The sequence below is a fragment of the Rhizobium sp. 05N49 genome, from assembly GCF_056396805.1.
Genome location: NZ_JBFTME010000001.1, coordinates 231141 through 251803, shown reverse-complemented (window position 1 = coordinate 251803; position 20663 = coordinate 231141). Strand labels below are relative to the sequence as shown.

Sequence of the window (20663 nt, the reverse complement as noted above, 5' to 3'; positions counted from 1 at the left end):
CAGTGATGCATTGACATAAGGGCGCGCCGTTTCAGCGGTGCGCCTTTAATGCGCCGTGCCGTCCACGATGACGTGGTCGTGATCCCTGGAGCATTTCTCGATGCGGGCGTGGATCTTGTAAACCTCGCGCAGCATATCGACGGTGACGACGTCGCGCGGTTCACCGCAGGCACGCATGCGGCCGTTCTGGATGATCAGAACCTTGTCGGCGAAGCGGAGCGCCTGATTCAGATCATGGATGGCGATCAGCACGATCATGCCGCGCTAGCGGGCCTGACGCTGCATGAAATCCAAGACTTCCACCTGGCGGTGAAGATCGAGCGCGCTGGTCGGCTCGTCCATCAGCATGATTTCGGGCTCGCGCACCAGCGCCTGAGCGATGGAGACGAGCTGGCGCTGGCCGCCGGAGAGAGCGCCGAGATCGCGAAAGGCGATCGCCTCGATGTTGAGCGCCTTCATGATGTCGTCGATCAGCCGCAGTTCCTGATCGCTGACGCCCCAGGAGTGACCCTGCTTGCGAGCGAGCAGGATGGATTCATAGACCGTCAGCACCGCATTGGCCGAGGTATCCTGCGGCATGTAGCTGATGGCGTTTTTCGTCCTGGCGCCCTCGACCAGCACGTTTCCCGGGCCCTTCAGCAGGCCGGTGATGCGCTTGAAGAGCGTCGACTTACCGGCGGCGTTCGGGCCGATGACGGCGATGAGTTCGCCGGCATTCATCTTCGGGGTGGTCACGTCTTCGACGAAGAGCTTGCGGCCGTGATAGGCGCCGACCGACTGCAGCTGAAGCGCTACCATGAGCGGCTCCTGTTCGAGAGGATGAGCGAGAAGAAGAAGGGCACGCCGACGAGTGCGGTGATGATGCCGATCGGGAAGACGACGCCCGGAATGATCGACTTCGAGACGATCGAGGTGACCGACAGCAGCAGCGCGCCCGAGAGGACCGAGCCCGGCAGGAAGAAGCGCTGATCCTCGCCGAGGATCATGCGGGCAATATGCGGGCCGACGAGGCCGACAAAGCCGATCGTGCCGACGAAACTGACGGGCACGGCCGCCAGCAGCGAGATGATCAGCATCGTCTCCAGCCGGATGCGGCGGACATTGACGCCGAAGCTTGCCGCCTTGTCCTCGCCGAGGCGGATCGCCGTCAGCGCCCAGGCATGGCGGGCAAAGAGCGGGAGCGCAAAGAGCAATACGGCAAGGGTGATCCAGATCTTCGGCCAGGTGGCCTTGGTGAGGCTGCCCATGGTCCAGAAGACGACGGCCGAGAGGGCCTGTTCCGAGGCAAGATATTGCAGGAAGGCGAGAGCCGCATTGAAGGTGAAGACGAGGGCGATGCCGAGCAGCACGACCGTCTGCACCGAGACGCCGCGCGCCTGCGAGATGAAATGGATGAAGAGGGTTGCGACCAGCGCCATGATGAAGGCATTGACCGGCACGAGCAGGCCGGCGGCAACGGGCAGGATCGGCACGCTGGTGACGATGGCGAGTGCCGCGCCGAAGCTTGCGGCGGCGGAAATGCCGAGCGTGAAGGGACTTGCCAGCGGATTGGCAAGGATCGTCTGCATCTGCGCGCCCGCGACCGAGAGCGAGGCGCCGACGACGATCGCCATGACGGCGACCGGCATGCGGATATCCCAGACGACGGCGCGGACCTGCGCCGAGACGGCGTCGGGATCGAAGAGGGCCGTCACGACCTCGTCGAGACCGTAGCGGGCCGGTCCCCAGGCGAGATCGACGGCGAAGGACAGGCAGAGCGCTGCCGTCATGGCAACGAGGATCAAAAACTTGCGGCGGGCGAGGGCGCGGTAACGCGCCMTGCCTTCCTCGGCTTCGATCGGCATGGCGGCGATCTCTGCCATTGGCCTTACTTTCCGGCCTTGGCGTCGACCCAGTAACCCGGCTGATAGGCGACGGGCAGGAACTTCTCGTGGAATTCCTTGAAGGTCGCATCCGGATCGAGATCGGCAAAGAGGTCCGGATGGAACCACTTGGCCATCTGCTGCACGGCGACGAACTGGTAGGGGCTCGTATAGAACTGGTGCCAGATCGCGTGGACATTGCCGCCGGCAACGGCCTTGGAGCCGGTGAAGGCCGGATTCTGCATCAGCGCATCGAGCGCCTTTCTGCTGTCGTCGATGGTGCCGGCAGCGGCCGGGCCGACATTGACGTAATCCTTGGCGTCCTTGGTCTGGCTCCAGTTCGAGCCGGTGACGACGACGACGTCAGGATTGGACGCGACGACCTGTTCGGCATTGATCGAGCCGGTATAGCCGGGCAGGAAATCGGAGCCGAGATTATGGCCACCGGCCCAATCGACCATGAGGCCGAAATTGTCGGGGCCGAACGTGCCGCAGCACTCGACGAGGCCGGCGGCGCGATACATGAAGACGTTGGGCTTCTTCGGATTGGCTTGCTTCAGCTTGTCGGTGACGCGCGCCATCTGCTCTTTCCAGTAGGCGGCGACGGCTTCGGCGCGGTCTTCATGGCCGAAGAGCTTGCCGAGGATTTCCAGGCTCGGCTCGGTATTGGCCAGGATGTGCTCGCGGAAATCGATATAGACGATCTTCACGCCGATCTTGTTCAGCATGTCCTCGAGCTTCACCTCGTCGGCCGCCTTCTTGTTGCCGATCGGCAGCAGCATGACGTCGGGGTGAAGGGCGACGACGGTCTCGGTCTGCAGCGTTCCGTCCGTCAGGTTGCCGAGGAAGGGCAGGTCCTTACCCCTAGGGAATTTCTCGACATAGGCGTTGAAGCCATCCTTGTCGGTGGTCCAGAGATCGTTGCGCCAGCCGACGATCTTGGCGAAGGGATCATCCTTCTCGATCGGGGCGACGGCATAGAGCATGCGGCCTTCGCCGAGAATCACACGCTCGACCGGTTTGTCGAAGGTGACCTCGCGGCCGGCCACATCCTTGATGGTGAAGGGCTCGGCCATAGCCTGGAGTGGCAGAATGGCCGCAACCGCAACTGCGGATAGTCTAAGCAAACTCAAAAGATTCAACTGGAAACTCCCCCGGTCCTTGGTAATGTCCCGAGGCATAGAAAAACTGACTTTCGGAATCAAGTTTTATGTTTTAGAGCATTTCCAAAGTAGTACGGCGCCTGGGTGCAGATAATGAACACGATGAACACAAACTACTCTATTCGCGATGAAATCCGGGACTTCTGGTCTGAACGCGCAGCGACATTCGACGAGAGTGTAGGCCATGAAATCTTTTCCGAAGCCGAGCGCGCCGGCTGGCAGCGGCTGATCCGCAAGCATCTCGGCGAGGGGCAGGGGCGGGCAGCGCTCGATCTTGCCTGCGGCACGGCTGTCATTTCGCATCTGATGCATGGGGCGGGTTTCAAGGTGACGGGGCTCGACTGGTCGGATGCGATGCTGGCGCAGGCGCGCGCCAAGGCCAAGAAGCGCGGCACCGATATCCGCTTCGTCTCGGGGGACGCGGAAAACACCATGGAGCCAAAGGACAGCTATGACGTGATCACCAACCGGCACCTCGTCTGGACGCTGGTCGATCCGGCCTCGGCCTTCCGGGAATGGTTCTCCGTGCTGAAGCCCGGTGGCAAGGTGCTGATCGTCGACGGCAACATGGGCAAGGAGACCTGGGTCAAGAGCCTGCAGAAAGTCTGGACGAAGCTGACGGGCAAGGCGCCGGCGAGCCACATGAAGCCCGAGATGATGGCCCGTCACCAGGCGATCCGCTCGCGTGTCCATTTCTCCGACAAGATGCCGGCCGAAGCGATCGTCGACCTTTTGCGCCAGGCGGGCTTCGACAATATCGTCGTGGACCGCAAGCTTTCGGACATCCATTGGGCGCAGGCGCGCAAGATGCCCTTCCTGCGCGGGCTCGAGCGCATGGTGCAGGACCGTTTTGCGATCTGCGCGACGAAGCCGCTGGCCTAGGTTTTTGGCGGGGGCCTGCGTCACGCGCGAAGAGCGCGTGGCTGGCGATGTGCGGTCACTGAAGGGTCGGGCGCCCCTTGCCGATGAGGTTTGCGAGCAGCCCGGCTACTTCTCCGGCATCGGCGGGTTTCGCTACCAGCGGCACCTGGCAGAGGGATGAGGGTATGGCGAGCTGGTCGTAACCGCTCGTAAAGATGAAGGGGACGTGCCTTTCCCGCAGCATCTCGGCGATAGGAAAGCTCAATTCTCCCCTGAGATTGATATCGATCACGGCGCCGTCGAGCTCTGGAGTGTTTTCGATCGCTGCCCTGGCAGACGCGAGGCTTGCAAACGGGCCGACGATCATTGCCCCGTACTTTTCGAACGCTTCCGCAAGATCGAATGCGATCAGATATTCATCTTCCAGAATGAGCACATGGCCGAGCTTTTCTTCCACCTGAGCGCTCCATATCGTCGTGGTTTCAGGAGTGAAATATGGCAGAAACGCGCTGAGTAAATGGAGATTGCCAAAGAGACTTCCGCTCCCTAATTCTACCGATTGTAAGGCCGCCATCTTCGGTCTTGAGGAGCGGTGAAATGGTACACGCAAATCCGAAATTCCCGATCGTCGGCATTGGCGCTTCGGCGGGAGGGATCCCGGCCATGGAAGGGTTCTTCCAGGGCTTGCCGGAGCGCTGCGGCATGGCGTTCGTCGTCGTGACCCATTTGAACCCTGACCGCGAAAGCCGCCTGCATGAGGTGATTGCCCGCTATACCGACATGGAAGTGGTGCTTGCCGCCGACAAGCTGAAGGTGGTTTCCGAAACAGTCTACGTCATGCCGGAAAATGTGGTGCTGAGCCTTCATGACGGCGTGCTTTCCGTCAAGCCGCTCGACGTCAATTCCAGGGAGCGCAAGCCCATCGACGTCTTCTTCGGCGAGCTTGCGAAAGACCAGGGCGACTATGCCGTCGGCATTATCCTGTCCGGCGGCGACGGGGATGGGACGCTAGGTGTCAAGGCCATCAAGGAGCGCGGCGGGCTGACGATCGCGCAGATTGCCGACGGTTCCGGCCCCCGCAATCCGGATATGCCGCAAAGCGCGATTTCCAGCGGTCTCATCGATCTCGCACTGCCGGCCGAGCAGATGGGTGAAAAGCTGGTCGCTTTCGCACGCAGCTTCGATCTTCTTTCCGATGTCGGGGAGGCTGGCGAACATAACAAGGCGAGCGATCTCGAACAGGCACGCGAGCGTATCTACACGATCCTTCGCAATCAGACCGGCCATGATTTTTCCGGCTACAAGACCAAGACCTTCCTGCGGCGCGTGCGTCGACGCATGCAGGTCAAGCAATTGAAGACCATCGAGGCCTATGTCGCCGTGCTGGAGCAGGATCCCGATGAAGTTTCGCGGCTTTTCAGCGATCTGTTGATCAACGTGACCAATTTCTTCCGCGATGCCGACGCGTTTGCGGTGCTCGAAACCACCGTCATCCCGCAATTGTTCGCCTCCAGAACTGCGACCGATACCGTGCGTATCTGGGTGCCGGGCTGCGCAACGGGGGAGGAAGTCTATTCGATCGCCATTCTCATGCGCGAACACATGGAGCGGCTGTCGCACGTACCAAGGGTGCAGATATTTGCGACCGATATCGATGAGCCGGCGCTGCAGATCGCCAGGACGGCGCGTTATCCGGAGGCGCTGCTGGAGGGCGTTTCGAGCACGCGCAAGAAGAAATTCTTCAGCAGCGACGGAGCCAGTTTCGTCGTCAGCAGCAGCGTCCGCGAGCTGTGCATCTTCTCTCCGCATAGCGTCATCCGCGATCCGCCGTTTTCCCGGATGGACCTCGTGTCCTGCCGCAACCTTTTGATTTATCTCGGACCTGAAGTACAGAACCGGGTCATCCCGACATTCCATTATGCGCTGAAACCCGGCGGTTACCTCTTTCTCGGGACGTCGGAGGGGATCGCCCAGCACGGCGATCTCTTTACCACCGTCGACAAGAAGAACCGCATCTTCCAGACGCGGGAACATGCCAGCGCGCACCGTCTTCCGATCCTGATCGGGGACGAACGATATGCGCCGTTCACGGCCTCTGCAAAAATCGAGCCGCGTGGATTGGGCGGTGTGCAGTTGCGGCAGGCGGTCGAAGCGCAGGTGCTGGAATCATTCGCACCGGCTCACGTCGTGGTGAATGCGGACGGTGATGTCGTCTATTCGTCCGGGCGCACGAGCAAATTTCTGGAAGTGCCGCAGGGCGCGCCGAGCCGCCAGCTGATCAACATGGCAAGACGGGATCTGCGGCTTGATCTCAGGGCAGCCCTGCGGGAATGCGTCTCGTCGAGACAGCGTGTCACCAAGGACAATATCGTCGTTGATGACGATGATGGCCGCGTTCAGCCGGTGTCGCTGGCGGTCGAGCCGCTCGGCAATCGCGAGTCAGGCGAAGCGCTCTACGTCGTCCTGTTTCAGACGCTTGGACCGCCGCAGGCGCGCTCGGAAGCCGAACGCGTCCAGCGGAGCCTGGAAGGGACGGCCGACCTCGAGAGGGAGCTGCGCGACACGCGCGAACGCCTGCAGTCGACGATCGAGGAATATGAGACGGCGCTCGAAGAACTGAAGTCCTCCAACGAGGAGCTGGTATCGGTCAACGAAGAGGCTCAATCCTCCAACGAGGAGCTCGAAGCTTCCAAGGAGGAGATGCAGTCCCTCAACGAGGAGCTCAACACGATCAATGCCGAGCTCAACAGCAAGATCGAGGAGCTCGACCGGGCCAACAACGATCTGAAAAATCTCTTCGACGCCACACAGATCCCGACGATTTTCCTCGACCGCAATCTGGTGATCCGCAATTTCACGCCGACAGCGTCGAATTTTTTCAAGCTACGTGCATCCGATGTCGGCCGGCCACTGACCGAACTCTCCAGCGATATCGACTATCCGGAGCTGAACGACCATATTGGCGAGGTTTTCGCTTCGGGGGAAAACCTCGATCATCACCTTCCGCGCGACGACCAGGGGCGTCATTTTCTGGCCCGGCTCATTCCCTATCGCGGCGACAACAACAGGATCGACGGTGTGATCGTGACGCTGATCGACGTCACCACGCTGGCCGAAGCCGAAAAGCACCAGAAGGTGCTGATTTCCGAGCTCAATCATCGTGTCAAGAACATGCTGGCGGTGGCGATCAGCATCGCGACCCAGACGCTGGAATCGGCTGCCTCGCCGGAGGCGTTTCACGCAGCCTTCGTCGGCCGGCTCAAAGCCATGTCGAGGACTTACGGCCTGCTTTCACGCGAGAACTGGAAAGAGGCGTCGGTGCAGGAGCTGATCACCCAGGAACTGACGCCATTCGGCGCCGATCGGGTCACGCTCGACGGCCCGGAATACAAGCTCAATCCGCCACGCGGGCTTGCGCTCGGAATGGTCATCCACGAGCTTGCGACCAATGCTGCCAAATACGGGGCCTTGAGTAATGGCGAGGGGCACATAGATATCCGCTGGCAGCTCGGGAATCGCTCCTTCATCCTCGACTGGAGTGAACGCGGCGGCCCGGCAGTCAAGGATCCGCAGTCGGACGGTTTTGGCATGTCGCTGATGCAGGGGGAGATCGGCTACCGGCTCGGCGGACAGGTTGAAACTAATTTCGCTCCCGGTGGTTTAACCGTTAGCCTCTCGTTCCCGCTCAGCTAGCGGCCAGGTGGAGTGAGCCATTGAAATCCAGCTTTCCCAGGAGTTCCCTCTTTGCAGGAAAGCGGGTGCTTGTCGTCGAGGACGAATTTCTGCTCGCAGAGGAAACCCGCAGGGAGCTTGTCAAGCTCGGCGCGGTCGTGATCGGTCCGACGCCACGCGTCGACGATGCGCTTTTCCTGATCGAAGATGAGCAGATCGATGCCGCCATCCTTGATGTTTTTCTGTCCGACGCGCTGGTCTTCCCCGTGGCAGAACGGCTCGAAGAGCTCGGCATACCGTTCGTTTTCGCCACGGCGTACGATCCATCCATCATTCCGGAGCGGTTTGGTGGCTATATTCTCTGCGACAAGCCGATAGAGCTGGAGAATATCGCTCAGGGCCTTTTCGGATCGCCGGTATCGGATGCGTGATGATTGCGCACCGGTGCGGCATTTTGATCGGTCTTGCGCCAAAACCGGTCCCGGCGGGATGGGTGGCTGTAGTTTGCAATTCTATTTTAAGGGACATGGTGCAGCAGGTGATGGCCGACTGCCGGCGAAGCTTCGCGTTCAAGAAAGTGCACGCACGGGAGCTTGGGGCGCGCAAGGGCATACCAACGCCGCGAAGGCCAGCTGCAGGTCGCTCAGGCCGTAGTTTGTCCAGTTCGAACTTGCCTGGAGAGATCCGTTGACGTCCATATCAGCCGCAATGCGCTCCGCCACTGATGCGGCCGAGGTTTTGACCGTCGAAGCCATTGTGGAAAATCGCCTTTACGCGCTCGCCCTGAAGGATGCGGCGCTGAAGCTCATCGCCATGCACGACGCCGCGCCCCGTATCGTGCGCTATACCGCCGACATGAAACGATGGTTGCTGACGCAGTCAATTCTGGCTTTTCATTTTCGGCGTGTCACGTCGCCGTCCCACCCGGGCCTGACGGCTGCCAACCTGAAGGCCCTCATCGCCGAGAGTGACATTGCCTCCAAGAACACGGTATTCGCGCATCTGGCGGAGATGCGCAATTACGGTCTTCTGGTCGATGTTCATGAACGCGCGGACAAGCGCGCTCGCCCGCTCAGAATTTCCGAAACTGCCGAAACCCTGATTCGCGAATGGTTCGACGAACATCTGAAATCGCTCGATATGCTCGATCGGGGCACCCGATTCCAGCGATCATCGGCCGATCGGCGCTTGCTGTGGTATGCGCAGCCAAGAATGTCGGAGAGCCTCTTTCGCGATCCGAACTGGGCCAGCCCTCGGCAAAGCGTGGATACTTTCGTTCGAACCGCTTCCGGCAGCAATATCCTGCACGACCTGATGTCTCGATTGCCGCCGGAAAAGGAGCTGGAAACGCGCATGTCCATCGGGCCTTTGCGCGTCGGAGAATTCTCCAGGCGCTACGCCATCTCCCGAACCCACGCGCGGCGCCTGTTCGAGCGTGCTCAGGTGCTTGAAATTGCCGGATGGGACGCTTCCGGCGACCGCGGCGATTTCTGGATTTCGGCAGAGCTGGTCCGGGACTATCGGTATTGGCAGGCGGTCAAGTTTGCGGCGATCGACGAAGCGTTCGAATGGGCATGTTCTCATGTGCCCGAGCAGGCTGGCGAGCAATAGGGTCAAGCTCTCCGGCGTCGGCGCAATTACTGCCCGCCGCTGCCGCTAACCCGAAGCACCCTCTTCAATCTCTTCCGGAATGAAGCCACCCGTCTGGCGCCGCCAAAGGCGCGCGAACAGCCCGTCGCCTTCGATCAGCTCTTCCGGCCGGCCTTCCTCGACGATGCGGCCGTGGTCGAGCACGATGATGCGGTCCATGCTCGATATGGTCGACAGGCGGTGGGCGATGGCGATGACCGTCTTGCCTTCCATCACCATGTTCAGACGCTCCTGGATGGCGGCTTCGGATTCGCTGTCGAGAGCCGAGGTGGCCTCGTCGAGCACCAGGATCGGGGCATTCTTCAAGAGCACGCGGGCGATCGCCACGCGCTGGCGCTGGYCGCCCGAGAGTTTTATGCCGCGGTCTCCGACATAGGCTTCGTAGCCCGTGCGGCCTTCGCTGTCGGCGAGATCGGCGATGAAGAGATCGGCGCTTGCCATCTTCGCCACATCCTCGATCTCTTCCTGCGTGGCCTCGGGCCGGCCGTAGCGGATATTGTCGCCGACGGAGCGGTGCAGCAGCGCGACATCCTGGGCGATGACGCCGATGGCGCGACGCAGGCTTGACTGGGTGACCGAACGGATATCCTGCCCATCGATCCGGATCACGCCGTCCTTGATGTCGTAGAAACGCAGGAGCAGGTTGGCGAGCGTCGTCTTGCCGGCGCCCGAGAGGCCGACAAGGCCGACTTTCTCGCCGGGACGGACGGTCAATGACAGGTTGTCGATGACGGGCTTGCCGGATTTGTAGGCGAAGCCAACGGCGTCGAAGCGGATTTCGCCGTTCGGGACGACAAGGTCCTGCGCATCCGGCCGGTCGGTGATGGTGGGCGGTGTCGTCATGACCGGCATGGCGTCCTTGATCGTGCCGATCGCCTGGAAAATCTGCTGGCCCATCTGCAGGAATGTAAATGTGTGACCGGATAGCCGGTTGAGAACATAAACGGCGGCGGTGAATTCGCCGATCGTGATGAAGCCGTCAACGAGCCCGGTAAAGCCGATCGACAGGATGGCCAGCCAGTGCGTCACGTTGAGGACGACGACGATGACCTCTGCTGTCCGATAGATACGCTGTTCGCTTTGCTGGGCCTTGATCGCCTTGCCGATGATGCCTCGGATAGTACCCGCCTCGCTGTCTTCGGCGGCGAATTGTTTCACCATCTGCATATTGGCGTAGAGATCGGTAATGGCGCCGGAAATCAGGCTGCGGCGCTTGGCGGAGCGGCGTGCCCGTTCGGTGAAGACAGGCGCCAGCCTGACGGCGAGCACTACGTTGAGCGTGATCCAGACGATGGTCGGCAGCGCAAGCTGCCAGGACAGTGCGCTCAGAAGGATGACGGAACCGACCATCTGCATGATGAAGCGCGGGATGGACTGGAAGGCCGATATGACCTGCTGCTGGACGGCGGAGGCCACCTGCTGGAGGCGCGAGGCGACCTGGCCGGCATAGAGATCGTGGAAGAAGGCGAGATCCTGCCGCTCCACCGCCCGGTGGCCCTGCCACTGAATGGCAGCCGGCATGCCGATGCCGAGCGTATGCGAATTCAGCGTGTTGACGAGGAAGGAGGCAATAGGGATGGCGGGGAAGAGCATCAGGCCGAGCAAGATCAGCAGTGGCCGGTCATTGCGCAGGAAAGCCGAGGCACCCTGCTGCGTGACGCCATCGACGATGACCGACAGGCCCCAGACGATCGTCAGATTCATGGCCTCGATCGCCATGGTGCAGAGGGCGAGCGCGATCAGGATGCCCCGAAACATCGAGATGAAGTGCAGCAGCACCGTCACCGGCCCTTTCGACGGCAGCGGACGGTAGGGGATATCGAGCGGCCGGATCAGCGTTTCGAAGGGACGGTAGATCGCATCTGAAATCGACATGATCGACTTGAGCCTCTCGGGTGCGGCATCGGGAAGAGGGCGGGCGTATCAGGCGACGCGCGTCGCATCGAATCATCTTCCGGCTGCAATCTCAATCAGAAATTTTGGAAATCTCGAAATCGCGGGGCGAAGTATCAACTCGACGTCCGCACGACGCTGCCTTGCCGGAAGTGCTCGCCGGCAGCGTCGATACCCACCCAATGATGTTTCGATTGCTCGAAGATCGATTTGGCGGGTGCCGGGAGCTCGCTCACGTCGGTCAGGGCTCCCAAAGCCACGCCGATCATCGAGGGCAGGTTGTCGGCTGTCCAATAGACCGAGGAGCCGCAGTTCGGGCAGAAGTAGGAATGCACCTTTCCGCCGCTTGCCGCATCGCGCGTGTATTGCTTGCCGAGACCGGACACAGTGACGGCTTCGGCGGGATAGAAGGCACCGGCGCCGAAAGGGGCGCCTGTCCGTCTCTGGCATTCGATGCAGTGACAGGCAATCACCGCATGTGGTTTATCCGGCAGCGCCAATCTGAGCGCTCCGCAGCTGCATCGGGCATCGGCCATCGGAAACTCCTGTTTTCGTGGGATTGAACATCGCGATGTCGGGGAAGATGCCGGGTGTGGCGCTTGCGAGCGGCGGCGGCACTTTCGACTGTGCCACGAGCGGAGCATCAGCTCAACATGCCCATGACGGGCATGTTCAAAGCGATCCCCGCCTGGAAAGACGATGCCTTGGGGAAAAGGCGCCGCTTGCGACCCTGCGATTGCGGCCTCAGCCGCGGCGGGCTGCTTCTATTGCCGCGACGTCGATCTTGCGCATGGTCATCATCGCGTCGAAAGCACGCTTGGCCTCGGCTCCGCCAGCCTGCATCGCTTCCATCAGAGCGCGCGGGGTGATCTGCCAGGAGACGCCCCATTTGTCCTTGCACCAGCCGCATTCGCTTTCCTGGCCGCCATTGCCGACGATTGCGTTCCAGTAGCGGTCAGTCTCTTCCTGATTTTCGGTCGAGATCTGAAAGGAAAAGGCTTCGCTATGCTTGATCGAGGGACCGCCGTTGAGCCCGATGCAGGGGATTCCGGCAACCGTGAATTCCACCACCAGCACGTCTCCCTGCTGGCCGGCGGGATAATCGCCGGGGGCACGGTGGACGGCGCCGACCTTGCTGTCCGGAAAGATCCCGGCATAGAAGCGGGCGGCCTCTTCGGCGTGTTTGTCATACCAGACGCAGATCGTGTTCTTGTGCATTGCGCGCTCCTCCGTCGCTTTCTCCCTGATGGCAGAGACATAAGGGGGAAAGCGTTTTTCTCCAGTCCGGCCGCGCGACAAAACCGCGACCGCTACCCCCAGAACCATGATTTGTTGACCTCGTTCCTCGCCTCGGAAGGGCTGACGCCGATGTCGCGAAGCTGATCATCGGACAGATGGGAAAGGACCTGTCGCTCACGGCGCTTGCTGAAATAGAGGGCAAGGCGCGTCAGGCAGCGCCTGGCGATGCCGCCGCTCGGGGCGCGATCCATTGTTATCGGCAGTTCCACGTCAGTCGCCATCGGGCATCTCCAGTATTCATCTCGGGCGCCTTGAAAATGGACTGGCGAACGCCTGCAAGGAAGCTTATGGTTTTTATGCAATCCATAAGGAATTCTTCTGATGCTGAATCTCGATCAGCTTGCCGCCTTTGTCAGCGTCGTCGATCTCGGGAGTTTCACCGCTGCCGCCGAGAGGGCAGGGCTGACGCAGCCGGCAGTCAGCCTGCAGGTCAAGCTTCTGGAACAGCGGATGGGGGTTCGGCTGATCGAGCGCGTCGGGCGCCGGGCGCAGCCCTCGGCGGCGGGCGTCGAACTGCTTGCCCACGCACGCCGGATCGTCGGCGAATGTGCGGCGGCCGAGGAGGCGATGGCGCCCTACAGGCAGGGGGCGGTGGGGCGCGTGCGGATCGGCAGTGGCGGCACGGCCTCGATCCACCTGCTGCCGCGGGCGATTGCCGCCGCCAAGAAGCGCATGCCGGGTCTGGAGATCGTGGTGCGTGTCGGCAATACCGACGAGATGGTGCGCGATCTCGAAACCAATGCGCTCGATATCGCCGTCGTCACGCTGCCGGCTTCCGGCCGCTCCATCGAGATCGAGCCCTTCTACGCGGATGAACTGGTCGCCGTGGCGCCGAAGGGCAGCGCGATGCCGGAGGACGGGCCGACGCCCGAATTCTTCAAGGACAAGATCATGATGCTCTACGACGGCGGCAATACGCGTCGCATGACCGACGACTGGTTCGCTGCTGCCGGCCTCAGGAGCGAACCAGCGATGGAGTTCGGTAGCGTCGAGGCGATCAAGGAGCTGATTTCCGCGGGGCTTGGATGGTCGGTACTCCCCGGCCTTGCCCTGAAGCGCGACCGGGGCCGGTTCGTGACGTCCGCCGTCCAGCCGCCGCTCGTGCGCCAGCTGGGCATGGTGATCCGGCGCGACAAACATCTGACGCGGGGGCTACGCGAGGTCATGAAATGCCTGCGCGCAGTCGAGGCGTAGCAGGGATGCTTCCAAGCGGCCATTTCGCCGATGAGGTTGCAGGGCCCGTGTTGTTTCCTGCTTCCAGCGATATGGCTTCCGGGTGTGTCGCGCTGAGCGTCGATGGCGGCTCGACGCAGATATGAGACGACGCCCGGCGCCTGTCGACGGGCGCCGGAATCCAGAGAGTCAGGCCTGGCCGAGAGCGCTCTGCTCTGCGCAGATACGATCGATCAGGGTGTCGAAATCGCCTTTCGGCGGACGGCCCTTCGCGAAACGCTGCTTGAGGTGCATGATCGGTTCGGCCAGGATTTCGTCCAGGCTTTGGGCGCAGGTGAAGTCGCCGGCCACGCTCTTGACCTTGGAATTATCGAAAATCGCGGTCCAGGCCTTGTCGCCGGTCAGCGGGCCGATCCATTCGGGATTGTACTTGACGAGCGTATCCGTCGGCACGTGCACGATCTTCGCCTCGACGCCGAGCAGGCGGGCGATCGCCTGCTGGATGTGATCCCAGATGTGGGCGTGGTCGTTGGTGATGTGGAAGATGTCCTGCAGGGCCTTCTGCTTGCCGAAGAGGCCGACGAAGGGCACGGCGAAATCGACAGAGCGGGTCAGCGTCCAGGGCGTGTGGCCGTCGCCGGCAACGATGGTCGGCTCTCCATCCAGCATGCGCCGCGCCATGACATCGCTGTCGCCCATCATGATGGGCAGGCCGGTGCGCACAGTGTGGCTGGGGCGCACGATCGTCCAGGGGAGATTGTTCGCCTTCTTCAGCAGTTCCTCGCAGGCGATCTTGGCCTGGCTGTAGGGCCAGTACGGGTTGATCGCCGGCGTCTTCTCCTCGGTGATGATGTAATGGCGGGCCGGCTTTTCGTAGACCGAGGCCGACGAGATGAAGATGTACTGGCCGCAATGGCCAGAGAAGATTTCGATATCGCGGGCGATCTGATCCGGCGTGAAGGCGATGAACTGGGTGACGACGTCGTAATTGGCCTTTGCGAGATCGGCATAGGCCGATGATCCCAGTTCGCCGACGATGGAGGTGACGCCGGCGGGCAGCGGATCGCCTCTGAGGCCGCGGTTGAAGACGCTGACCTGATGGCCCTCAGCGACCGCGCGCTCGACGCAGGGATAGGAAATCTGGCCGGTGCCGCCGATGAAAAGGATCTTCAAAGCCATAAGGGATCTCCGTGTCGGATGGGGCGGGATTATCGATAATCTTCATAGCGCGAAAGAGATGGGACGTCTTCTGCAAAATGGCCGCCATGGTGACGCAGCAGGCGTTCTGCACGGTTTCGCGCTGCGGCGAGGCAAGAGATGGGCCCTGTCTCTTCTCAGGCAAGCGGTTTCGCGCTAGATCTTTCCTGTTGGCACCGTCCATCTCATTCCAACATCGAAGCGCCTCACATCGATCCAGCACCGTCTGAACTGTGAGCGTGGCTTCGCAAGTAGAGGTTATGCGATGAATGAAATCGCTGATCACGGTGTCCGTTTCGGTCGGATTGCCGCTATGATTCCCGTCAAGGACATGGAAAAAGCCTATGGCTTCTACGCCAATGTTCTCGGCTTTCACAAAGTCTTCGAAAATGGAAATCCCGTCGGTTTCATGATCCTGAAGCGGGATGGCGGCGAGCTGCATCTGACCTTGCAGAAAACTCACAAGGCTGCGGACTTCAACGTTGCCCACTTGCTGGTGGACGATGTCGATGCGTTGCATGCGGTTTGCAAGCAGCATGGCGCAAGGATCATCAAAAACCTGCAGAACAAGGATTATGGCCTGCGTGCTTTCGTCTTTGAAGACATCGACGGGAACCGTATCGACGTCGGACAGGTAATCTAAACCCGACATCGGATTCGGGTGGCTATTGAGCCATCCGGATTCGGTGCGCAAGATGCGCGTCGGCTCAGTGGGCGACCATCAGCTTGCCGATCTCCTGCGCAAGTTGATCCTGGGTGTAGGGCTTTCCGAGCTTGGCGACGTCGAGGTCCAGTCCGGGCGGGAGTTCGGCATAGCCGGATGCGATGAGGATCGGCAGGCCGGGGGCGATCGTGCGGGCGGCTTTGGCGAGGTCTCCGCCGGTCATGCCGGGCATGGAGTAATCGGTGATCATCAGATCGAAGTCCGCGCCGCTGCCCAGGCACTCGAGAGCTTCCTTGCCCGAGTGGGCCTCGACCACCTCATGGCCGAGATCGGTGAGCATATCGGCCGAACTCATGGCGATCAGCACGTCGTCGTCGACGAGCAATATGCGCTTCGGGCCCGACAGCATGTCCGCGTCTGTGGGCATTGCCTCATCAGGCTCGGCGTGGACGCTGGCCGATGTGGAGACGGGAATCCAGAGTTCAGCCGTCGTGCCCTTGCCGGGCGTGCTCTCCAGTTTCAGGTCGCCCTTCAATTGCAGGGCGAGGCCATGGATCATGGAGAGGCCGAGCCCTGTTCCCTTTCCGAGTTCCTTGGTCGAAAAGAACGGTTCGATCGCCTTTTGCAGCGTTTCCTTGTCCATGCCGTAGCCCTGGTCGGCGACGGTCAGGACGACGTAGCTGCCGGAGGCAAGTTCATCGGTTGCCGCAATCTGCTCCGCCTGCTTCAGCGCAATGCGGATCGTGCCTCCGTCCGGCATTGCGTCGCGGGCGTTGACGGCGAGATTGAGGAGGGCGAGCTCGATCTGGTTGGCATCGGCCGAGACGAGGGGAAGATTATCGGGAACCGTGGTTTCGATCATGATGGTGGAGCCGACGGAGCGCTTCAGCAGGTCCGTCATGCCGAGCACGAGGGTGCGCATGTCGACGGGATCGATGTGCAGGTCCTGCCGCCGGGCGAAGGCAAGCAGTCTCTGGGTGAGGGAGGCGCCGCGCTTTGCTCCCTGCAGGGCGCCCTCGATCAGGCGGGCGGCCCTGATATCGTTTCCGACATATTTGCGCAGCAGTTCGAGATTGCCGAGGACGGCCATCAGCAGATTGTTGAAGTCGTGCGCCACGCCGCCCGTCAGCTGGCCGATCGCCTCCATCTTCTGGGCCTGTCGAAGCTGCTCCTCGGCGCGTTCGCGCTGGCTGACTTCCGCCATGACCACGGCATGGGCCTGCTCGAGTTCGCGTGTGCGCTCGGCGACCCTTTCCTCCAGTATTTCATTGATCTGGCGCTGATGTTCCTCCGCCTTCAGCCGCGCGGTGATATCGGCAGAGACTCCGACCAGCTTGATGCCCCTGCCGGAGCGGTCCCGGTAGAGCTGTGCCCGGATTTCGGCCCAGTGGACAGAGCCATCCCTCCAGACCGCGCGATATTCGATCGAATAGTCCGCACCGGTTTCAACGGTCCTGCTCACGGCGGCCTGCATGCGCTCCCTGTCGTCAGAGTGAATGGAACGCTGCAAATCGTCATAGGTGAAGGGTTCCTCGGGGCGACGGCCGAAAATGGCCTTGCAGGTCGTCGATGTCGTCAGCACGCCTGAGGCAAGGTCGAGTTCCCATGCGCCCAGCCGTCCGGCTTCCAGCGCGGTCTGCAGCCGGCGCTCGCCTTCATCGAGGGCTTCCATGCGGGAGCGGGCCTCGAACTGCCGTCGCCGCCCGCGCATGGCGGAGCGGGCAACGCTGATGAAGGTGGTTGCGTGGAACGGGCGCTCGATGAAGCTGACATTACCCAGGACTTCGGAAAGCCTGGCGGCTGCGGGATTGCGCTCCGGACCGCCGCCTCTGTTGGTCAGAATGATGAACGGCAGGTCTGACCAGCTCGGCTGCTCCTCGATCCAGGCGGAGATGGCGCGAAGGTCGGCTGATCGCAACGCCTCCTCGGTGGCAATGGCAAAGGCGACATTGTCATCGAGGTTTTCGACGAAGGAGGGAAGATCCGGCGCCGCTTTTGATTTAATACCCGCTTCCTGCAGAAGCGAAGCGGCAATCTGCGCGTCACGCCCGATGGGGGCATGGATCAGGCCGATGGCGTCCCAGTTAGGAATTGTCCCTGTCCTCTTCTGGCATTTGAAGAAGCGGCTGTTTTTCGCCGACGAATGTCGGAACGCCGCGAAGCACGCCCTGGAAGCCGGAAAGCGGCCCGCCCAAGGTCAGCCCGGTACTCGTGATCCGGAATTCCCGTATGGTCTCCTCATGCCTGCCGGTTCGTTTCTTGACGACGGAAATCGCCCGGCGCACTTTTCCCAGCGCCTCGAAATACCGCAGAAGGATCACGCTGTCGGCGAGATAGGTGACATCGACGGGTGACTTCATGTCGCCGACGAGGCCATGCTGGGCAACGGTGAGGAAAGTGTTGGCTCCCTGGCGGTTCAGATATTGAAGCAGCTCGTGCATGTGCAGGATAAGCGCGTTTTCCTGCGGCATCGATGCCTGGTAGCCGTTGATGCTGTCGATCACGACGGTCTTGGCGTCGTAGCTTGCAACCCGGTCCCGGACACGCTGGGCAAACTCCCCGGGGGAGAGTTCGGCCGCATCCAGTTGCTCGATATGGATCAGCCCTTCGTCGCTCATCTTCTCGAGGTCGATACCCATCGATTTCGTCCGCGTGAAGAGCAGCCCTAGCTCTTCGTCAAAGATGAAGATCGCGGCCTTTTCGCCGCGCTTGACAGCCGCATCGACGAATTGCAGGGCAAACAGGCTCTTGCCGGTGCCGGCCGGGCCGATCAGCAGTGTGCTTGAGCCGCGCTCGAGGCCACCGCCCAGGAGATCATCGAATTCCTGAATGCCGCTCGAGAGTGTCGTCCTGTCAAAGCCCGTCTTGTGCTCGATTGCGCGCAGCCGCGGAAACACCGCGACGCCGCCGGTCTTGATGACGAAATCATGGTAGCCGCCGCGAAAGGACTGGCCGCGATATTTGATGACCCGCAGCCGGCGGCGTTCCGAGCCGTAATCGGGGGCCAGCTGCTCCAGATGGATCACCCCGTGAACGACGCTGTGGACGGTCTTGTCGAGATTGTCCGAGGTCATGTCGTCGAGGAGAAGAACCGTGGCGTCCGACCGAGAGAAGAAATGCTTCAGCGCAAGGATCTGCCGGCGATAGCGCAGCGAGCTTTGGGCGAGCAGCCTGATTTCCGAGAGGCTGTCGATGACGACCCTTTGCGGCCTAACCCGCTCGAAGGCCTCGAAGATCAGCTTGGTGGTTTCGCCCAGTTCCAGGTCCGACGAATAGAGAAGGCTCTGCTGCTGGTCGGCATCGAGCAGGCTTTCAGGTGGCACGAGTTCGAAGATTTCGATGCCGTCGCCAAGTTCCATCCCATGCGAGGCTGCGCTGTCGCGCAACTCTTCCTCGGTCTCGGAAAGACTTATGTAGAGACAGCGCTCATTCAGGTTCGCGCCTTCAAGCAAAAATTGCAGCGCAATCGTGGTCTTTCCAGTGCCGGGCGAACCTTCCAGCAGGAATACATGCCGGCGTGTAAATCCGCCGACCAATATATCGTCCAGGCCTTCTACCCCGGTCTTCGCCTTCTTGCTCAAAACTTGGTCCATACTGTCTCCTAAATCAGTCAGGGAATTAGGGCAGCAGGTGTGAGGAACAAGGCTGCTGATAGCGTTGGCGCGAAACGTCATTCGAGCCGGAGTGGGTACCGACCTTTTCATACCGTCTTCGCCGCTTTATGAACCTCGCATCGAATGAAATGCGTCGGAGAAACAATGAGCAATGATGTCCGCAAAACCATAACCACCTGGTATGTCGATCCCGACGCAGAAGATCGGATGGCGGATGGGCATGCGCCGATCTGGCGACACCTCATCGACATCATCACCGAGCGTGACCTTTCGGAAAAAAGCGTTCTCGATTTCGGCTGCAATCAGGGTGGTCTGCTGCGGCACCTCTATGCCATCCGCCCGTTTCGCAAGGCGCTGGGCATCGATATCGCCGAGCAGTCGGTCGCCAAGGCCGAAGCGCTCAAGGGCAACCTTCCTGTACAGCATGCGGTCGGCGGAACACTTGACGGATGGGTGGAGGAATTCGATCTGGCGATCAGCCACGAAGTCATCTACCTCGTCGAGGACATCGATGCGCACGCTGCCGATATCTGGAAGTCGCTCAAGCCGGGTGGCGTCTATTATGCGGTGACCGGGTGCCATACCGACAATCCACTTTGGCCGAAATGGCGTGAGCTTGTCGCCAAGCGGACGAACACGGTGGTGCAGGATCGCTCGATCACCGACTACGGACGCGCATTTGCCAAGGCTGGCTTCCAGGTTTCAGGCAGGAAGCTGGAATATGACGGTTTCATCCCCTTCGTCGAGGATGGCTGGACACCCGATTTTGCCGATGCGCTGGATTACTACACCCAGACCAAGATCGTCTTCCGGCTCGTCAAGCGCCCGGACGGGCAAATCGCGTAAGTTCGACGTCGAAATGCGGCGGCTTGTCGGGATCAACCTCGACGAACCGCCCTTTGACCCGGAACGTTTTTTCGATCAGGCCGCTTTCTGCGAGCGCTCTCGGCTCACCATCGAAACGCAATTCTCCCCGCTCGAGAAGTGAAATGCGGTCGCTGACGGCGATCGCCTGATTGATGTCGTGGATCGCCATGACGATCGTGACGCCCTTTTCCCGGCTGAGGCGGTGGATGAGATCGAGGATCTCCACCTGATAGCCGATGTCGAGGAAGGAGGTCGGTTCATCGAGAAGCAGGATGCCGGCTTCCTGCGCAAGGGCCGCCGATATCCATGCCCGCTGGCGCTCTCCGCCGGACAGCTCCCGCAGCGCCCTGTCTGCCATGCTCGTCAGACCGGTGCTGTCAAGCGCCCATTCGATGGCCTTTTCGTCCCTGCCGTCATAGGAGCGAAACAGACCGACATGGGAAAACCGGCCCTGGCGCACGAGCTGCGCAATGGTCATCTCGTCAGGGGCCGAAGGCTGCTGCGGCAGGAAGGCAAGCTTCCTGGCGATGGCGCGCCGTGACATCGACGCGACCGACAGATCCTCGATCGCGGCAGATCCTTCTGCCGGTTTGATCAATCCGGCGAGCGCCTGCAGCGCGGTGCTCTTGCCTGAGCCATTGGGGCCGATCAGCGCGCGGATTTCGCCTTTTTCCATGGAGAGGCGAAACCCGCTGAGCGCCTTTCGGCGGCCGTAGAAAACAGATAGTTGCGAACAGCTCAGCGGCAT

The 20663-nt window shown here is 61.2% G+C and carries 18 protein-coding genes and 1 pseudogene; 7 read left to right on the top strand and 12 right to left on the bottom strand.

All coding sequences use genetic code 11. The features are described from left to right. Positions 1–45 precede the first annotated feature (45 nt). From AC1DF8_RS01315 to AC1DF8_RS01305, 3 genes and pseudogenes are all read right to left on the bottom strand, one after another. Positions 46–798 (bottom strand): annotated as a pseudogene (locus AC1DF8_RS01315) (ABC transporter ATP-binding protein). Then, positions 792–1862 carry a FecCD family ABC transporter permease gene (locus AC1DF8_RS01310; RefSeq protein WP_477994715.1) on the bottom strand — a complete coding sequence of 357 codons (1071 nt, stop codon included), beginning with the start codon at positions 1860–1862 and terminating at the stop codon, positions 792–794. Before AC1DF8_RS01310 ends, AC1DF8_RS01315 begins: the two are co-directional and overlap by 7 nt. A 5-nt stretch (positions 1863–1867) precedes the next feature. Beyond that, positions 1868–3004, bottom strand: coding sequence for an ABC transporter substrate-binding protein (locus AC1DF8_RS01305; protein WP_477994713.1), 1137 nt, complete (start codon positions 3002–3004; stop codon positions 1868–1870). Positions 3005–3118: 114 nt separating this feature from the next. On the opposite strand from AC1DF8_RS01305, the gene AC1DF8_RS01300 reads away from it, so the two are divergent. Further along, positions 3119–3907, top strand: coding sequence for a class I SAM-dependent methyltransferase (locus AC1DF8_RS01300; RefSeq protein ID WP_113147350.1), 789 nt, complete (start codon positions 3119–3121; stop codon positions 3905–3907). Between the two features lie 55 nt (positions 3908–3962). Here AC1DF8_RS01300 and AC1DF8_RS01295 read toward each other — a convergent pair whose 3' ends face one another. Then, positions 3963–4343, bottom strand: coding sequence for a response regulator (locus tag AC1DF8_RS01295; RefSeq protein WP_018115192.1), 381 nt, complete (start codon positions 4341–4343; stop codon positions 3963–3965). 140 nt (positions 4344–4483) lie between these two features. On the opposite strand from AC1DF8_RS01295, the gene AC1DF8_RS01290 reads away from it, so the two are divergent. The 3 genes from AC1DF8_RS01290 to AC1DF8_RS01280 all read left to right on the top strand — a co-directional run bounded on the left by AC1DF8_RS01290 (position 4484) and on the right by AC1DF8_RS01280 (position 9169). After that, a complete protein-coding gene (locus tag AC1DF8_RS01290) occupies positions 4484–7579 on the top strand; it encodes a CheR family methyltransferase (RefSeq protein WP_477994710.1) in 3096 nt (1031 codons plus the stop codon). 20 nt (positions 7580–7599) lie between these two features. Next, the gene (locus AC1DF8_RS01285; protein WP_029616473.1) at positions 7600–7989 is read left to right on the top strand and encodes a response regulator; all 390 of its coding nucleotides are present in this window, start codon (positions 7600–7602) and stop codon (positions 7987–7989) included. 256 nt (positions 7990–8245) lie between these two features. Beyond that, the gene (locus tag AC1DF8_RS01280) at positions 8246–9169 is read left to right on the top strand and encodes a hypothetical protein (protein WP_477994708.1); all 924 of its coding nucleotides are present in this window, start codon (positions 8246–8248) and stop codon (positions 9167–9169) included. A 45-nt stretch (positions 9170–9214) separates the two neighbouring features. Here the strand turns inward: AC1DF8_RS01280 and AC1DF8_RS01275 are convergent, their stop codons facing one another. From AC1DF8_RS01275 to AC1DF8_RS01260, 4 genes are all read right to left on the bottom strand, one after another. Next, positions 9215–11083 (bottom strand): ABC transporter ATP-binding protein, encoded by a 1869-nt coding sequence (locus tag AC1DF8_RS01275; protein WP_477994706.1) that lies wholly within the window; start codon positions 11081–11083, stop codon positions 9215–9217. Positions 11084–11217: 134 nt separating this feature from the next. Beyond that, the gene (locus AC1DF8_RS01270) at positions 11218–11637 is read right to left on the bottom strand and encodes a GFA family protein (RefSeq protein WP_477994704.1); all 420 of its coding nucleotides are present in this window, start codon (positions 11635–11637) and stop codon (positions 11218–11220) included. Positions 11638–11845: 208 nt separating this feature from the next. Further along, positions 11846–12319 (bottom strand): VOC family protein, encoded by a 474-nt coding sequence (locus tag AC1DF8_RS01265; RefSeq protein WP_007817690.1) that lies wholly within the window; start codon positions 12317–12319, stop codon positions 11846–11848. A 92-nt stretch (positions 12320–12411) separates the two neighbouring features. Then, positions 12412–12621 carry a DUF1127 domain-containing protein gene (locus AC1DF8_RS01260; RefSeq protein ID WP_112546908.1) on the bottom strand — a complete coding sequence of 70 codons (210 nt, stop codon included), beginning with the start codon at positions 12619–12621 and terminating at the stop codon, positions 12412–12414. Positions 12622–12721: 100 nt separating this feature from the next. Between AC1DF8_RS01260 and AC1DF8_RS01255 the strand changes: the two genes are divergently transcribed. After that, complete coding sequence (locus tag AC1DF8_RS01255; RefSeq protein ID WP_477994701.1) at positions 12722–13594, top strand: LysR family transcriptional regulator; 873 nt, start codon at positions 12722–12724, stop codon at positions 13592–13594. 168 nt (positions 13595–13762) lie between these two features. Here the strand turns inward: AC1DF8_RS01255 and AC1DF8_RS01250 are convergent, their stop codons facing one another. Further along, positions 13763–14752: an SDR family oxidoreductase gene (locus AC1DF8_RS01250; protein ID WP_477994699.1), complete on the bottom strand. Its 990-nt coding sequence runs from the start codon at positions 14750–14752 to the stop codon at positions 13763–13765. 283 nt (positions 14753–15035) lie between these two features. Between AC1DF8_RS01250 and AC1DF8_RS01245 the strand changes: the two genes are divergently transcribed. After that, a complete protein-coding gene (locus tag AC1DF8_RS01245) occupies positions 15036–15413 on the top strand; it encodes a VOC family protein (RefSeq protein ID WP_018115203.1) in 378 nt (125 codons plus the stop codon). A 64-nt stretch (positions 15414–15477) separates the two neighbouring features. On the opposite strand, the gene AC1DF8_RS01240 is transcribed toward AC1DF8_RS01245, so the two are convergent. Further along, a complete protein-coding gene (locus AC1DF8_RS01240) occupies positions 15478–17526 on the bottom strand; it encodes an ATP-binding protein (RefSeq protein WP_477995052.1) in 2049 nt (682 codons plus the stop codon). Beyond that, a complete protein-coding gene (locus AC1DF8_RS01235) occupies positions 17519–19027 on the bottom strand; it encodes an ATPase domain-containing protein (RefSeq protein WP_477994697.1) in 1509 nt (502 codons plus the stop codon). The genes AC1DF8_RS01240 and AC1DF8_RS01235 overlap by 8 nt, the downstream gene beginning before the upstream one ends. Positions 19028–19192: 165 nt before the next feature. Here AC1DF8_RS01235 and AC1DF8_RS01230 point away from each other — a divergent pair, with 165 nt between their 5' ends. Then, positions 19193–19894, top strand: a complete 702-nt coding sequence (locus AC1DF8_RS01230) for a class I SAM-dependent methyltransferase (protein WP_477994695.1) — start codon at positions 19193–19195, stop codon at positions 19892–19894. On the opposite strand, the gene AC1DF8_RS01225 is transcribed toward AC1DF8_RS01230, so the two are convergent. After that, entirely contained in the window at positions 19866–20663 is a 798-nt protein-coding gene (locus tag AC1DF8_RS01225; RefSeq protein WP_477994693.1) for an ABC transporter ATP-binding protein, read from the bottom strand. The genes AC1DF8_RS01230 and AC1DF8_RS01225 overlap by 29 nt on opposite strands.